The sequence below is a fragment of the Marinobacterium marisflavi genome (genome assembly GCF_982447095.1).
This window is the reverse complement of record NZ_OZ457898.1, coordinates 1,796,518-1,811,080: the sequence shown is the minus strand read 5'-3', so window position 1 is coordinate 1,811,080 and position 14,563 is coordinate 1,796,518. Positions and strand designations below refer to the sequence as shown.

Below are 14,563 nucleotides of genomic sequence, written 5' to 3'. Positions count from 1 at the left end.
GGTCTTTGATTAAAATGATCGGGTATATAAGGCTGCGATTGGGGGTGGTCGCGAAGTAGAACTGGGCGCTGCGCCCTTCAGAGGCTGTACTCAGCCTGCTCAACCCTTATAATGCGGGCCACCTTTACACATCGACCATCATGATCTTGTTGACAGGAGAACTCAGTTGGACGCTCTCGACGAAATTAAGCAGTTTTTGGGCTGTGAAACACCGCAAGCCTGGATTGATTTCGCAAAAGATCCGGACCAGCTCGAGCTGCTGCTAACCGATCACGCCCACTGTGAAAAGAAAGCGGCATCAACCGCGATGACGCTGATGTTTCGCTATGTTGATCGGCCCGAACTGCTGAATAAGATGTCTCGTCTGGCACGAGAAGAACTCATCCACTTTGAGCAGGTTTTGGCCATCATGAAAGATCGTGGTTTGAAGTATGGCCACCTCTCTTCGTCGGGCTACGCGTCGGGCCTGCATCAGCATGTCCGCTCTGGCGAGCCTGATCGCCTTGTTGATGTGCTTATCGTGGGTGCTTTTATTGAGGCTCGTTCGTGTGAGCGTTTCAGCGCGCTGGCTCCCTATTTAGATGATGAACTGGCTAAGTTTTATCGCTCTCTTTTGCGCTCGGAAGGTCGTCATTATCAGGATTACTTAAAGCTGGCGCAGGCGTATACAAGTACAGATATTTCTGAGCGAATTGCTCAGTTCCGTGTTATTGAAGCAGACCTGATCCAGTCTGCGGACAGTGTATTCCGGTTTCACAGTGGGGTCCCCGTTCCGAATTCGCTCAAAGCCACGGCCTGAAGCAGTAAAAACTCGTATTTATCGGGTCTCTAGGCTAAATTTATTCTACTAAGAGTTTTACCTAGTGGGCCATGGGGTAGCCCTGTTGTTTTTTTTGAAGCCGAGCAAGGGATGCGCTAGCTTAGACAGGGTGCGAGGCATAGATGGCGCCACAGCCAACCAAATCTGCTGGGCATAAATTAGGTGCGATCCTTGCGGTCGCCAGCACCGCTGTGCTTCTGTTTGTCTTCTATGTTCTTTATGAACTCACCAAGGCTGATCTGCGCTCCGTCAGTGATGCGCCCGTATTTCAGCTCGCGTCTGAGATTGCACTTGGCCACCACGAACGTTGGGATGGAAGCGGCTACCCCAATGAAAAAGCTGGCAAAGATACCAGAGTCGGCTCGAATTGTCGCACTTGCCGATGTCTTTGATGCGCTAACATCAGTGCGGTCCTACAAAAAAGCGTGGAGCGTGGACGACGCGATAGCTCATATTCAAAAGGAGAGCGGAGCCCATTTTGATCCCGATCTCGTTAAGCTTTTTGTGGGTACTCTGCCGCAGGTTGTGGCTGTTAAAGCGAAGTGGGATGCAGTGGCGCAGGCCAGTTAAGCGGGGCTAAATTCGTTTAGCTCCAGACGCTGCGAGTCACTCACTAGGTACCAGCCCGTAGTCCCCCAGTCTCCTAAGACGATTCTTTCACCCTGTTCGTGGTGGTGTCGTTTAGGCCGATGAGTGTGGCCGTGAATAATCACTTTGGCGCCGCTCTGGTCGAAAAGCTCCGTCACTGCCTCAGGTGTGACATCCATTATCTCCTCGCTTTTCATCACCCCAGCCTCTCTGCTGGTTTCGCGCAGCGCTCTTGCGATCTTCAAACGCTCTTCTACGGGTTTGCCAAGGAACAGGGCCTGCCAGTCTGGGTTACGGACCTGAGCCCTAAATGCTTGATACTCAGTATCATCGAGGCAGAGCTCATCACCGTGAATAAGTACTGCAGTGCCTTGGTCAAGCTGCAGCCTGTGGGGAGCCTCAAGGAGCTCGGCTCCGAGTTTCTCTGCGCCCTTCGCCTGCAGCAGAAAGTCGCGATTACCGTGCATGAAGAAGATCGCCGTGCCGGTGGCTTTTAGCTGGAGCAGGGCGGGTGAGATTTCATCAAGCACGGGGTCGGCGTAATCATCGCCAATCCAAGCTTCAAAGATATCTCCTAGTAGGTAGAGTTCGTCAGCGCCCGGTGCGATTTGTTCGAGAAAATAGAGCAGCGCCCGGGTAATATCTGGGCGCTGTTGTTGCAGATGTAGATCTGAAATGAAGTAGCGTAGCAACGCTTATTCCACAATCTCAGCTGTTTCGATGATCACATCCTCAGCAGGTACGTCTGAGTGACCCATGGCATTGGTTGTACGAACCGCTTTGATCTTGTCGACTGTCTCCATGCCCTCAACAACCTTAGCGAAGACTGCGTAGCCCCAGCCGTGCATGGTTTTACCCGTGTGGTTGAGGAAGTCGTTGTCAGAGACGTTGATAAAGAACTGTGCCGAAGCTGAGTGCGGGTCAGGGGTGCGTGCCATTGCCAGTGTGCCACGATCGTTGCTCAGGCCATTGTCTGCCTCGTTCTCGATCGTTTCACGGGTCTCTTTCTGCTTCATGCCGGGCTCAAAACCGCCGCCCTGAATCATGAATCCATCGATGACACGGTGGAAGATAACGCCGTCATAGAAGCCATCCTTGACATACTGCTCGAAGTTAGTGCATGTCTTCGGTGCTTTTTCGTAATCGAGTTCGATTTTGATGTCACCCATGTTGGTGTGTAGAACGATCATAGTCTCAGTTCCTGTCAGTCAAGAGTCCGTTAGTAAAGTGCGATAAAGCCGCTGAATGGGGGCGATTATATCAGCGCAAAAGCGCAATTGCTCGCTGTGATCCTTTGCGCCTCTTCTATATAATGTCGGCCCTTTAGAGTAATACCCCATTCAAGAGCCCATCAAGAGACAGCAATGAGCACTAACGAAGCGCCGCAGGTTACCAACTTCATTCATCAGATCGTTGAAAAGGATCTGCAGCAGGGCACGCACGGCGGCAAGGTTGTCACCCGTTTTCCGCCTGAGCCCAACGGCTTTCTTCACATTGGTCACGCCAAGTCGATCTGCCTAAACTTTGGTACTGCACAGAAGTACAACGGTGTCTGTAATCTTCGTTTCGATGACACCAACCCAGAGAAGGAGTCACAGGAGTATATCGACGCTATCGTGCGCGATGTTGAGTGGCTCGGTTTCAACTGGGCCGGCGATATACGCTACACCTCGGACTACTTTGATCAGCTGTATGCTTGGGCGGTGCACCTCATTAAAGAGAGCAAAGCGTTTGTCTGTGAGCTCAATGCTGAGCAGATGCGCGAATACCGTGGCAACTTAACTGAGCCGGGTAAGAACTCGCCTTACCGTGATCGTAGCGTTGAGGAGAATCTCGAGTTGTTTGAGAAGATGCGCGCCGGTGGGTTCGCTGAGGGGCAGGCTGCGCTGCGTGCCAAAATTGATATGGCCGCACCCAACATGAACCTGCGCGATCCAGTGATCTACCGAGTGCGCAAAGCTCATCACCACCAGACCGGTGACAAGTGGTGTATCTACCCAAGCTACGATTTTGCTCACGGCCAGTCGGATGCCATCGAAGAGATCACTCACTCAATCTGTACGCTGGAGTTTGAGGACCATCGTCCACTTTACGACTGGTTCGTCGAAAATCTACCGGTACCGGCTAAGCCGCGTCAGTATGAATTCGCGCGCCTTAACCTCAACTACACCATTACCTCGAAACGTAAATTGAAACAGTTGGTGGATGAGAAGCATGTGGCTGGTTGGGATGATCCACGTATGCCAACCATCTCAGGTCTTCGCCGTCGTGGTTATACGCCAGCATCAATCCGCAATTTTTGTGACATGATCGGCGTAACCCGCTCAAACTCCACCGTCGATATGAGTATGCTCGAAGCAGCAATTCGTGAAGACCTCGAGAGTGCTCCGCGCGCTATGTGTGTCATTGACCCGATCAAACTCACGCTGACTAACTACCCCGAAGGGCAGGAGGAGTGGTTTGAGGTGCCGGTACACCCGAAAGACGAGACTCTAGGACACCGTCTCGTTCCGCTGACTCAGAACCTGCTGATCGAGCGTGAAGACTTTGCCATGGAGGCACCGAAGAAGTGGAAGCGTTTGGCTCCCGGTTTTGCGGTGCGCCTGCGTGGCTCTTACTGCATCACCTGTGAAGAGGTCATTACCAATGATGCGGGCGAGGTCATTGAGTTACGCTGTAGCTACGACCCGGCAACCAAGGGTGAAAACCCAACGGATTACAAGCCTAAAGGTGTAATCCACTGGGTAAGCGCCGATAACTCAATTCCTTGTGAAGTGCGTCAGTACGACCGTCTCTTCACAGAGGCGAACCCTGAGGCCGATAAAGAGCGCAGTTTTACCGAGTTCCTTAATCCTGAATCATTGCAGTCGTTCCCTAACGCGCGGGTTGAGGTCGGTATGGCCAACGCAGCCGTCGAAAGTAACTACCAGTTTGAGCGTCAGGGTTATTTCTGTGTCGATCAAGATTCAACCGACGAGCGCATGGTCTTTAACCGTACCGTGAGTCTGCGCGACTCTTGGGCGAAACAGTCTAAGGGCTGATGCGCACTGCCGCCGCTCTGTTATTCGCGTTGGCTCTGCTACAGGGCTGCGTAACAGCGCCGGACGGCTCGCCCTACGTGCGTGCCGAGGCAGAGCGCCTGACGCCGCACAGGGTAACGGAGTTGGGGACACATCTGCATGAAAGCTCGGGTTTGGCCTGGGTTGGTGAGCGGCTTTGGACGATGAATGACTCGGGTGGTGATGCCGAGCTTGCGCGTCTGGATCTGCCCGCGGGGCGCAGTACCGCTGTCGCGCTAGACGGAGCGACAAATTTTGATTGGGAGGCTCTGGCCCAGAGCGCCGAGCATCTCTACATCGTCGACTGCGGCAATAATCGCGGCGATCGGATCTGGTTACAGCTCTATCAGGTTGAGATGGCCGCGCTGGATAAATCGAGCGCACCGGTGGCACGCACGGACTTTCGTTTCGCTGATGTTGAATATGCGGTAAAGCGCCGCGCACACAATAACGACTGCGAAGCGGCGACCTGGGTTGACGATCAACTCTGGTTATTCACCAAGAATTGGGACGATCAGGCAACTCGGCTTTACCGAATGGTACCGGGTGCAGACAAGCAGCAGCTGAGCAGTAGCGAGCAGTTCCATGCTGATGGGCTGGTCACCGGTGCCGATTACAGCCAAACGCACCAGATGCTGGCGTTACTCGGTTATGGTAAGGGGCTGCGTGTGCTGCAGCCGTTTATCTGGCTAGTGCCTGTGACGCAGAGTGCACCCCAGTGGGGTCGAGCAAAGCGTTACTTGCTCAATGAATCGGGTCAATGGGAAGCGATTGTCTGGCGTGGATCCGAGTTGCTGATCAGCCGTGAAGAGAGCGTTTTAGGCGGTGCAGAGATTGCCCGTGTCAGTCTGCCGAATGCGGCACTGAGTCAATAATTTAGTAAGGTTAGAAATGTTACAGATCTACAACACACTGACGAAATCAAAACAGCCGTTCACGCCGATCAATCCCGGCCAGATTCGAATGTATGTCTGTGGGATCACCGTCTATGACCTCTGTCACATCGGTCACGCGCGCGTGATGGTCTGCTTCGATCTGATTACTCGCTACCTGCGCGCACGCGGTTGGGACGTGGATTACGTGCGTAACATCACCGATGTGGACGACAAGATTATCCGCCGTGCTGCGGAGAACGGTGAGTCCGTTGATGAGCTGACAGCCCGGATGATTGCAGCGATGCATGAAGATGAAGCCGCACTCAGTGTTTTGCGTCCTGATCAGGAGCCGCGCGCAACCCGTCATATCGATGACATTATCGCGATGGTGCAGACGTTGATCGATAAGGGCTTCGCTTATGCTGCAACCAACGGCGATGTCTACTACCGCGTAGAGAAGTTCTCGAGCTACGGTAAGTTGACCAACAAGGTAGTGGACGAACTGCGTGCCGGAGCTCGTGTAGAGGTGGAGACGGCTAAAGAGAGTCCGCTCGACTTCGTGCTGTGGAAAGCTGCTAAAGAGGGTGAGTTGAGCTGGGAATCTCCTTGGGGTGCTGGCCGCCCAGGCTGGCATATCGAGTGTTCAGCGATGTCGAAGTGCTGCCTTGGCGAAACCTTTGATATTCATGGTGGGGGCCCTGACCTGCCATTCCCGCATCACGAGAATGAGATTGCCCAGTCGGAGGCGGCCAACGGTCAGACCTACGTCAACTACTGGATGCATGCTGGCCCTGTGCGTGTTAACGCTGAAAAGATGTCTAAATCCCTGGGCAACTTCTTCACTATTCGCGACGTATTGAAGGAGCACAACCCCGAGGTCGTCCGCTATTTCCTTGCGAGTGTGCACTACCGTTCGCATATTGACTACAGCGTCGACAGCCTGCGAGAGGCTAAGGCCGCTCTGGATCGCTTCTACCAGGCACTGGAGGGTGCACCTGCAGGCCCAGCGCAGTTGGACGAGCAGAGCGATTACGCTGCACGTTTCTTCGAGGCGATGGATGATGACTTCAACACGCCGCGTGCGATGGCAGTGCTGTTTGATCTCGCGGGTGAGCTTAACCGAGCTAAAGCCGAAGGTCTGGAGACAGCGGGTTACTATGCCGCTCAGTTGCGTGCCTTAGGTGGGCTTATAGGTCTGCTACAACAGGAGCCCAATGCCTACCTGCAGCATGCAGCTGACGGGGAAATAAGCGCAGACGCTATTGAGGCGTTAATTGTCGAGCGTAAAGAGGCGCGTGCGGCAAAAGATTTTGCCCGTTCCGATGAGATTCGCGATCAATTAGCTTCTCAAGGTGTCGTATTGAAGGATGGTCCTGAAGGGACTCAGTGGTACCGAGACCAGTAATATCGGTCTCGCAGTAGGAATCTCGCGAGATAAAAAACAGGCCGTTTGTTATTGTTATCCGGCCTGCCCCGAAACTGAAATCCTGTGTTTAAAAAATAGCGGCCGCTCCGTGGCCGCGTCCCTAATTCCCGATGGAAACTGGGTAACAACAGCATTTTAGATACAGCAACCCTCGTGCCAGCTGTCACTCTACGATCGCCACCGAGTTGACTAGGTCGGCTTTTCAGCCGACATGACGATTCATTTGTCTGTTTGACCTGGTTTTAACAGGGGGCGCGATTGTTTCTCTTGATGCGACCGAGGCCATGGTTGTTAAAATGCGTTGCAAATTGCGAATATATTTGCAATTTGCAAATCATCTGTGCTGGTGCGAATTGCGCCTATAAAGGTATCGAGACAAATAATCTCCAAACATTTTACAAATATCTCAACTAAGCTATTGACCAGAGGGCAGGGCGTGGATAGGATACGCACCACTTCGCGAGGGGTGCAGCAAGCAAACCTTGAGAGACCGGGCAGAGCGCCCGTAGCTCAATTGGATAGAGCACTCGCCTTCTAAGCGAGCGGTTGCAGGTTCGAACCCTGCCGGGCGCGCCATAATTCGACGAAGTTGCTACGGTGGCTGTAGCTCAGTTGGTAGAGCCCCGGATTGTGATTCCGGTGGTCGTGGGTTCGAGCCCCATCAGCCACCCCATCTCTCCACAGGGATGTAAAACTAAACACGCGGACGTGGTGGAATTGGTAGACACGCCAGATTTAGGTTCTGGTGCCGCAAGGTGTGAGAGTTCGAGTCTCTCCGTCCGCACCATTATGGTGGCTGTAGCTCAGTTGGTAGAGCCCCGGATTGTGATTCCGGTGGTCGTGGGTTCGAGCCCCATCAGCCACCCCATTTCGTGCTTCCTTCTCTTTCCAAATACGTTGATCGCTCATTCGTCAAAATTGCGCCCTTCTATGCGTCGCATTACTTGACTATTGCGCCTCCATCACGGAAAATTTCGCGCTTGTATTTTTGACCTCTGTAGTCGCTTCTCGTTTTGGCTCACAGCCAATTTCAGCGGGATGTTCAAGGATAGAGCAGAGGTTCCCAATAAAACTGATGTACAAAATTGATGAGGATTTCCATGCAGGTTTCTGTTGAAGCGACTTCAGGCCTCGAGCGCCAACTGACTGTTACAGTTCCAGCTGAGCGTGTCGATAACGATGTAAATAAGCAGGTCGCACAGCAGGCGCGCACCCGTCGAATGGATGGCTTCCGTCCTGGTAAGGTTCCGCCAAAAGTGATTAAGCGTATGTACGGCGAAGCGATTCGCTACGATGTGCTGAACCGTGTAGTACAGGAGAGCTTCTTTGAAGCGGTACAGGAGCAGTCTCTGCAGCCAGCGGGCACTCCAACGATCGAGTTCAAAAACGATAAAGAGGGTGAAGACTTCTCGTTTACGGCGACTTTTGAAATTTACCCAGAGATCGAATTGAAAGATCTGAGTGGCGTTGAGATCGAAAAGCAGTCTGCAACTATTAAGAAAGCCGACATCAAAACCATGATAGAGACTCTGCAGAAGCAGCAGTCTGCATGGAAAGAGACTCGCGGCATGGCTAAAGATGGCTTCAAAGTTAACATCGACTTCGAAGGTTTCGTCGACGGTGAAGCGTTTGAAGGCGGTAAGGCTGAAGGTCAGGACCTTGTACTGGGTTCTGGTCAGATGATTCCTGGCTTTGAAGCGGGCATCGACGGTCACAAGAAAGGCGAAGAGTTCGACATCGAAGTAACCTTCCCTGAAGACTACAGCGCTGAAAACCTTAAAGGCAAAGCAGCTACGTTCAAGATCAAACTCAACAACGTTGAGAAGCCAGAACTGCCAGAATTGAATGAAGAGTTCTTCGCTAAGTTCGGCGTAGAAGTTGCTGATCAGGCTGCTTTCGAAGAGGAAGTTAGCAAAAACATGGCGCGTGAAATGAATCAAGCGCTGAAGAACAAGCTGAAGAACAAGGTATTTGACGCACTGATCGCTGCGAACGAAATCGACGTACCTGCAGCATTGGTAGAAGATGAAGTTAAGAACCTGGCACAGCAGGCTGTACAGCAGTTTGGTGGCAACGCTCAGATCGATCCTTCTACTCTTCCTAAGGAACTGTTCGAAGATCAGGCCAAGCGCCGTGTTCTGATCGGTCTGCTGGTGCAGGAAGTGATCAAAGCGAATGAACTCCAGCCAGACGAAGCTCGCGTAGATGCGATGCTGGCTGAAGTGGCTGATAGCTACCAGGATCCTCAGGAAGTGATTGAGTACTACAAGTCGAACCAGGACATGATGAACCAGGTTCGTAGCCTAGTATTGGAAGAGCAGGTCGTTGACCAGCTTTTATCTTCTGCTAAGGTGAACGAAGTAAAAGTCAGCTACGAAGACGCAATCAAACCAGAACAGGCTGAGGCTGCTGCGGAGTAATCCCACCCTTAACCTGTGATGTACTGAGAACGGCAGTTGGCTTTGGCTAACTGTCGTTTTTTATTTCTCGTGCCGAGATAAGGAAAGAGTTGAATGACCGATATCTTTACAGGACGTTCTGATCAAACTGTAAATTCAGCGCTGGTTCCCATGGTTGTGGAGCAGAGTTCACGCGGTGAGCGCGCTTACGATATTTATTCACGTCTGTTAAAAGAGCGAGTGATTTTTTTGGTGGGCCCTGTCGAGACCCATATGGCCAACCTGATTGTTGCTCAGTTGCTATTCTTAGAAGCAGAGAATCCGGATAAAGACATTCACCTGTATATCAACTCACCTGGCGGTTCTGTCACTGCAGGTATGGCGATCTACGATACGATGCAGTTCATAAAGCCAGACGTTAGCACGATGGTGCTGGGTCAGGCAGCAAGCATGGGGTCGTTCCTCGCTATGGCGGGTGCGAAGGGTAAGCGCTTTGTGCTTCCTGAATCACGTACTATGGTGCACCGTGTGAGTTCGGGTACGCCGGGTACCAGCGGTTCTGTGCATGTACAAGAGCTGGAATTTGAAGATGCTCGTCGTCATATGGAAGAGGCGAAGCGACTAAATGAGCGTCTGACCGAGATCTATGCTGAGCGTAATACGGCTGGCAAGACCTACGACGAGCTCTATGAGATCATGAAACATGACACTTTCCTGTCAGCGACTCAGGCTGTAGAGTTTGGACTAGCGGATAAAGTGTTAACGAGCCGCGACGCGGGTTGATTTTAAAAACCGCTACCAGCACATCGGTGGCGGAGTAAGAGGATGTTAAATGTCTGACGAAAATAAGAGCCAGGGCGACTCTAAGCTCTACTGCTCTTTCTGCGGTAAGAGTCAGGACGAGGTTCGCAAACTCATTGCGGGCCCATCCGTGTTTATCTGTGATGAGTGTGTTGATCTGTGTAATGACATCATCACGGAAGAGATTCAAGAAGCTGAAGATGTTTCTGATGAAGACCGTCTGCCCACGCCGGCAGAGATCAAAGAGAACCTCGACGAGTATGTTATCGGCCAGCTGCGTGCCAAGAAGGTACTGGCGGTAGCGGTTTATAACCACTACAAACGCCTGCGTTATAAAAGCAAAGATAAAGATGCAGTAGAGTTGGGTAAATCCAATATTCTGCTGATCGGTCCGACAGGCTCAGGTAAAACTCTACTGGCACAGACGCTAGCGCGCATGCTTAATGTGCCCTTCACTATGGCTGACGCTACTACGCTGACAGAAGCGGGCTATGTCGGTGAAGACGTCGAGAACATCATTCAGAAGCTATTGCAGAAGTGTGATTACGATGTTGAGAAGGCACAGTTGGGCATTGTTTACATCGACGAGATCGACAAGATCTCCCGCAAGTCTGACAACCCCTCGATCACACGCGATGTGTCGGGCGAGGGCGTGCAGCAGGCGTTACTGAAGCTGATTGAGGGTACGGTTGCTTCCGTACCGCCTCAGGGTGGACGTAAGCATCCACAGCAGGAGTTCCTGCAGGTCGATACCTCCAACATCCTCTTTATTGTTGGCGGTGCCTTTGCTGGCCTCGAGAAGGTAATTGCAGAGCGCAGCGAGAAGAGCTCGATCGGCTTTAGTGCGACTGTACGCAGCAAAGACGATGACAAGGGGTCTGAGCGTCTGCAAGAGGTGGAAGCTGAGGATCTGGTTAAGTTTGGTCTGATTCCAGAGTTCATCGGGCGTCTGCCTATGATCGCGACCCTATCCGAGCTTGATCAAAACGCGCTGATTCAGATTCTGACTGAGCCGAAAAACAGCCTAGTAAAGCAGTATAAAGCACTGTTTGAAATGGAAGGGGCTGATGTCGAGTTCCGTGAAGATGCGTTGATCGCTGTGGCTGAAAAAGCGCTCGCGCGCAAAACCGGTGCCCGTGGTCTGCGTTCAATCCTTGAGGCTACGCTTCTGGAGATCATGTACGAACTGCCGTCACTCGAGTCGGTCAGCAAGGTCGTCATCGATCGCGGTGTGATTGAAGGCTCTTCCGAGCCAATTCTGATCTACGAAAAACAGGAGATGGCGAAAGCCTCGCCTGACGCCTGATCGCTGGAGGAGGGATGTAGCGCAAAGCGCTACTTCCCGACCCCTAGGTCGCGAACATACGCTTCGCGTAGATCGCTCCTACACGTGATCGCGGGTAAACACCCAAGTATCACCTTCTGACATCGCCTCATTAAAGGCGTAGCCGTCGTAGTCGAAGGCTTTGAGCTGCTCAGGCTGCTCCACGCGCTTATCGATAATGTAGCGCGCCATTAAGCCGCGGGCTTTCTTAGCCCAGAAGCTGATGATCTTGTACTGACCATTCTTCTGATCTTTGAATACTGGGGTAATCAGACGGCCATTGAGTTTCTTCGGTTGCACTGATTTGAAGTACTCATTGGAAGCCAGGTTTACGACAAAATCATCGCTGCCAAGCTCTGTATTGAGACGGTCGGTGATAGTAGCGCCCCAGTAGGCGTAGAGTGTTTTGCCTTTATCAGTCGTCAGGCTGGTACCCATCTCTAGACGATAGGGCTGCATCAGGTCTAGGGGTTTGAGTAACCCATAGAGGCCCGAGAGAATTCTGAGATGCGACTGAGCGTACTCAAGATCCGCCTCGCTCAGTGTTTCAGCGTCTAGCCCAGTGTAAACATCCCCTTTAAACGCCAGTAGTGCCTGACGCGCGTTCTCTTGGGTGTGCTTAGGTGTCCAGCCCTGATAGCGAGCGACGTTGAGCGCCGCCAGTTTATCGCTGAGCTTCATCAAATCAGCGATATCTTGCGGCGCTTTCTCACGCAACACATCAATCAGCGGTTCAGCCTCAGAAGTGAACTCAGGTTGACTGTGGGCATCAGTGACCGGTGGTGTTTCGAAGTCTAGGGTTTTCGCGGGCGAAAGCAGTACTAACATCAGTCCAAAATCTCATTGCATTAATGCCTATAGACTAATGCTTTACGACCTCAGACTGAAGTGGATCAGCGATTTAGCGATCGCTTTATTAACTGCGACGCGCTTTGCGAATCTGAATGACGCGTACAGTTGCAGCTAGCGCCGAACCGACAACCACGCTGGCGGCCATCATGGTTTGAGACTCGATATGACTCAGGGTAATCATCATTCCCGCGAATAGCATACCAATCGCTAAACAGATGAAGGCCATAATAAAAACATGGACCACGGCGGTGGTTTCAAAGCGCTCGAGTTGAGCCAGGAAGACAGCGGCAGGCAGTATAAATGCGCACAGAATAATGATGGACGATGCAGTATCGCTCATGATGTTGTTCTCCGATATTTTTTATTTTTATTGGGTCTAGTATACGGACTTTTTAGTCCACAGGACCAGCCTTGGTTTCTGGTACTTTGGTCCTGTTTGCGAGGCTTTTGGGTCTGGGAGGGCAGGGCGCAAAAGTGTATGATGGGCGCCAAAATTTTCTGCACTTAATCCTGTGCGCCTGACAGAAATAACAGAGAGATGGAATGAGCAACAATCGCGTTCTTACCGGTATCACAACCACGGGTACCCCGCACATTGGTAACTACCTTGGCGCCATTAAGCCGGCGATTGAAGCCAGTCAGCAACCCAACTCCGAATCCTTCTTCTTCCTGGCCGACTATCATGCACTGATTAAGTGTCACGATCCGGAGCGTGTTGCGCGTTCGACCCAAGAGATCGCTGCGACCTGGTTGGCTTTAGGCCTCGATACCGATAAGGCAACGTTCTACCGCCAAACTGATGTGCCAGAAATTCCGGAATTGACCTGGATCCTCACCTGTATGTGCTCCAAGGGCTTGATGAACCGTGCGCATGCCTACAAAGCCTCAGTGGACGCTAATCGTGATGGTGGCAAAGAGGACTTAGATGACGGTATCACCATGGGGCTGTTTAGCTACCCCATCCTGATGGCCGCAGACATTCTGATGTTCAACGCGCACAAGGTCCCTGTAGGCAAGGATCAGATTCAGCACATTGAGATGGCGCGTGATATCGCGGGTAAGTTCAACCATACATACAAAGAGCTGTTCGTTCTGCCTGAGGCGCAGGTTGATGAAGAGACTCAGCTAATCCCGGGCCTTGATGGCCGCAAGATGTCGAAGAGCTACGATAACACCATACCGCTCTTCTGCTCATCGGATGAGTTGCGCACGCTGATCAACCGCATCAAAACCGACCTGCGCGAGCCGGGTGAGCCGAAGGACGCAGATAACAGCACGATTTTCCAACTCTACAACCTCTTCGCATCGGCGGATGAGAGCGTTGCTATGCGTCGTCAGTTCGAGAATGGTATCGCCTGGGGTGAGGCTAAGCGCGAACTTCACGAGTTTCTGGATGCTAAGCTGAGCGCCCCGCGTGCCCGTTACAATGAGCTAATGAATGATTTGGGTGCGGTGGAAGAGTTGCTGCTGAAAGGGGCTGAAAAAGCCCGCGCCGAGGCCGCGCCACTGCTTGATCAAGTTCGTATCGCTGCCGGTATTCGTCCCCTCACTTATGTGGCTCCTAAAGCTGAAAAAGCTGAAGCGAAGAAGAAAGAGCTGACGCCTGAAGAGCTGGCACGGATCGAAGAGGGGCGTCGTCGCGCGATTCTGCGCCCGGTGCAGCACCTGATTGATGCTGTTGCTGCGGCAGATGATAAGGCTACTGCAGCGGCGGCGCTGATTGCTCAGAAAGAGCAGGACCTTGAAGGTCTGAAGAAGAAAGCGAAGCAGAAGGCAGAGAATGAACTCGACGCACTGCGAATTGAGCTTGCTCAGTATCTCTAGGTGGCCACTCCAACACTGTTAGGGCGCGTCGCTGCCTGGTTTGCGTACCGACTCTTTCGGGGGCCGCTGGCGCGCCGCTCTTCGCACATCCACACGCTGGCGATGAAGCTGTTCCGCTATGGTGCAGAGCGGGGTGATCGCGGTTCGCTGACAACCTATGGTTCACTGCTGCACTTTCGTGGGGCTGATCCGCAAAGCCGCACGCAGGGCGCGCTTTATCTAAAGGCCGCGGCAGAACAGGGCGATGCGAAGGCGCTTTGGCTGGTCGGTAAGTTTTACGAGGAGGGGCTGGCACCCTTCTTCGAAAAAGATCTGGTCAAAGCGCGAGATTGTTTCCTGCAGGCCGCGGATGCTGGCCACCCGTTAGCGCAATCGTATTTAGAGACTCACACGCAGTAGGCGCGATCTGCGCACAGCGGATGTTCGCGATTGGGTCGGGAAATACGCCTGCGGCGTAAATCCCTTATATGGACCCACCCGTTTGTTGCAAGACCGTTTTGACTCGATAGAAGTAGATTGCACGCTTATATCCGGCCTCTCAGTTTGGGCGTATCCACCCGGGCCATTATGAGATGTGCTCTTGCTGTTCTTATCT

13 protein-coding genes, 4 tRNA genes and 1 pseudogene are annotated in these 14,563 nt (G+C 52.5%); 14 read left to right on the top strand and 4 right to left on the bottom strand.

The annotated features are described in order from the left end of the window. Positions 1-166 precede the first annotated feature (166 nt). Together AC1WNR_RS08945 and AC1WNR_RS08940 are read left to right on the top strand one after the other, a co-directional pair. Entirely contained in the window at positions 167-799 is a 633-nt protein-coding gene (locus AC1WNR_RS08945) for a MiaE family protein (protein WP_481644153.1), read from the top strand. A gap of 143 nt (positions 800-942) precedes the next feature. Then, positions 943-1,390: pseudogene (locus AC1WNR_RS08940) on the top strand (HD-GYP domain-containing protein). Here AC1WNR_RS08940 and AC1WNR_RS08935 read toward each other — a convergent pair. Next, complete coding sequence (locus tag AC1WNR_RS08935) at positions 1,387-2,100, bottom strand: UDP-2,3-diacylglucosamine diphosphatase (protein WP_481644152.1); 714 nt, start codon at positions 2,098-2,100, stop codon at positions 1,387-1,389. The pseudogene AC1WNR_RS08940 and the gene AC1WNR_RS08935 sit on opposite strands and share 4 nt — an antisense overlap. 3 nt (positions 2,101-2,103) lie before the next feature. Continuing rightward, a complete protein-coding gene (locus tag AC1WNR_RS08930; protein WP_481644151.1) occupies positions 2,104-2,598 on the bottom strand; it encodes a peptidylprolyl isomerase in 495 nt (164 codons plus the stop codon). Positions 2,599-2,772: 174 nt separating this feature from the next. On the opposite strand from AC1WNR_RS08930, the gene AC1WNR_RS08925 reads away from it, so the two are divergent. The 10 genes from AC1WNR_RS08925 (at position 2,773) to clpX (ending at position 11,274) form a co-directional block, all read left to right on the top strand. Continuing rightward, a complete protein-coding gene (locus tag AC1WNR_RS08925) occupies positions 2,773-4,449 on the top strand; it encodes a glutamine--tRNA ligase/YqeY domain fusion protein (protein WP_481644150.1) in 1,677 nt (558 codons plus the stop codon). Next, positions 4,449-5,342, top strand: coding sequence for a hypothetical protein (locus tag AC1WNR_RS08920; RefSeq protein WP_481644149.1), 894 nt, complete (start codon positions 4,449-4,451; stop codon positions 5,340-5,342). Before AC1WNR_RS08925 ends, AC1WNR_RS08920 begins: the two co-directional genes overlap by 1 nt. A 16-nt stretch (positions 5,343-5,358) precedes the next feature. Beyond that, positions 5,359-6,747 carry a cysteine--tRNA ligase gene (cysS, locus tag AC1WNR_RS08915; protein ID WP_481644148.1) on the top strand — a complete coding sequence of 463 codons (1,389 nt, stop codon included), beginning with the start codon at positions 5,359-5,361 and terminating at the stop codon, positions 6,745-6,747. A 520-nt stretch (positions 6,748-7,267) separates the two neighbouring features. Beyond that, positions 7,268-7,344, top strand: a tRNA-Arg gene (locus tag AC1WNR_RS08910). Between the two features lie 21 nt (positions 7,345-7,365). Beyond that, a tRNA-His gene (locus AC1WNR_RS08905) sits at positions 7,366-7,441 on the top strand. A 29-nt stretch (positions 7,442-7,470) separates the two neighbouring features. Beyond that, positions 7,471-7,555 (top strand) — tRNA-Leu (locus tag AC1WNR_RS08900). 5 nt (positions 7,556-7,560) lie between these two features. Beyond that, positions 7,561-7,636, top strand: a tRNA-His gene (locus AC1WNR_RS08895). Between the two features lie 232 nt (positions 7,637-7,868). Then, positions 7,869-9,188 carry a trigger factor gene (gene tig, locus AC1WNR_RS08890; RefSeq protein ID WP_481644147.1) on the top strand — a complete coding sequence of 440 codons (1,320 nt, stop codon included), beginning with the start codon at positions 7,869-7,871 and terminating at the stop codon, positions 9,186-9,188. Positions 9,189-9,281: 93 nt separating this feature from the next. Next, on the top strand, positions 9,282-9,950 hold the full coding sequence (locus AC1WNR_RS08885; protein WP_481644146.1) for an ATP-dependent Clp protease proteolytic subunit: 669 nt from the start codon (positions 9,282-9,284) through the stop codon (positions 9,948-9,950). Between the two features lie 49 nt (positions 9,951-9,999). Continuing rightward, positions 10,000-11,274 (top strand): ATP-dependent Clp protease ATP-binding subunit ClpX, encoded by a 1,275-nt coding sequence (gene clpX / locus AC1WNR_RS08880; RefSeq protein ID WP_481644145.1) that lies wholly within the window; start codon positions 10,000-10,002, stop codon positions 11,272-11,274. 78 nt (positions 11,275-11,352) lie between these two features. Here the strand turns inward: clpX and yaaA are convergent, their stop codons facing one another. Both yaaA and AC1WNR_RS08870 read right to left on the bottom strand, forming a co-directional pair. After that, complete coding sequence (yaaA, locus tag AC1WNR_RS08875; RefSeq protein ID WP_481644144.1) at positions 11,353-12,120, bottom strand: peroxide stress protein YaaA; 768 nt, start codon at positions 12,118-12,120, stop codon at positions 11,353-11,355. An 88-nt stretch (positions 12,121-12,208) separates the two neighbouring features. Next, positions 12,209-12,484: a hypothetical protein gene (locus tag AC1WNR_RS08870; protein WP_481644143.1), complete on the bottom strand. Its 276-nt coding sequence runs from the start codon at positions 12,482-12,484 to the stop codon at positions 12,209-12,211. Between the two features lie 203 nt (positions 12,485-12,687). Here AC1WNR_RS08870 and AC1WNR_RS08865 point away from each other — a divergent pair, with 203 nt between their 5' ends. Together AC1WNR_RS08865 and AC1WNR_RS08860 are read left to right on the top strand one after the other, a co-directional pair. Further along, on the top strand, positions 12,688-13,968 hold the full coding sequence (locus AC1WNR_RS08865; RefSeq protein ID WP_481644142.1) for a tryptophan--tRNA ligase: 1,281 nt from the start codon (positions 12,688-12,690) through the stop codon (positions 13,966-13,968). Beyond that, the gene (locus AC1WNR_RS08860; protein WP_481644141.1) at positions 13,969-14,367 is read left to right on the top strand and encodes a tetratricopeptide repeat protein; all 399 of its coding nucleotides are present in this window, start codon (positions 13,969-13,971) and stop codon (positions 14,365-14,367) included. Positions 14,368-14,563: the final 196 nt, after the last annotated feature.

Bases quoted from the DNA above. Each gene is read 5' to 3' on its own strand.
- AC1WNR_RS08885 (WP_481644146.1), top strand. From the start codon at position 9,282: ATGACCGATATCTTTACAGGACGTTCTGATCAAACTGTAAATTCAGCG.
- AC1WNR_RS08865 (WP_481644142.1), top strand. From the start codon at position 12,688: ATGAGCAACAATCGCGTTCTTACCGGTATCACAACCACGGGTACCCCG.
- AC1WNR_RS08930 (WP_481644151.1), bottom strand. From the start codon at position 2,598: ATGATCGTTCTACACACCAACATGGGTGACATCAAAATCGAACTCGAT.
- AC1WNR_RS08870 (WP_481644143.1), bottom strand. From the start codon at position 12,484: ATGAGCGATACTGCATCGTCCATCATTATTCTGTGCGCATTTATACTG.
- yaaA (WP_481644144.1), bottom strand. From the start codon at position 12,120: ATGTTAGTACTGCTTTCGCCCGCGAAAACCCTAGACTTCGAAACACCA.
- AC1WNR_RS08920 (WP_481644149.1), top strand. From the start codon at position 4,449: ATGCGCACTGCCGCCGCTCTGTTATTCGCGTTGGCTCTGCTACAGGGC.
- AC1WNR_RS08925 (WP_481644150.1), top strand. From the start codon at position 2,773: ATGAGCACTAACGAAGCGCCGCAGGTTACCAACTTCATTCATCAGATC.
- cysS (WP_481644148.1), top strand. From the start codon at position 5,359: ATGTTACAGATCTACAACACACTGACGAAATCAAAACAGCCGTTCACG.
- tig (WP_481644147.1), top strand. From the start codon at position 7,869: ATGCAGGTTTCTGTTGAAGCGACTTCAGGCCTCGAGCGCCAACTGACT.
- clpX (WP_481644145.1), top strand. From the start codon at position 10,000: ATGTCTGACGAAAATAAGAGCCAGGGCGACTCTAAGCTCTACTGCTCT.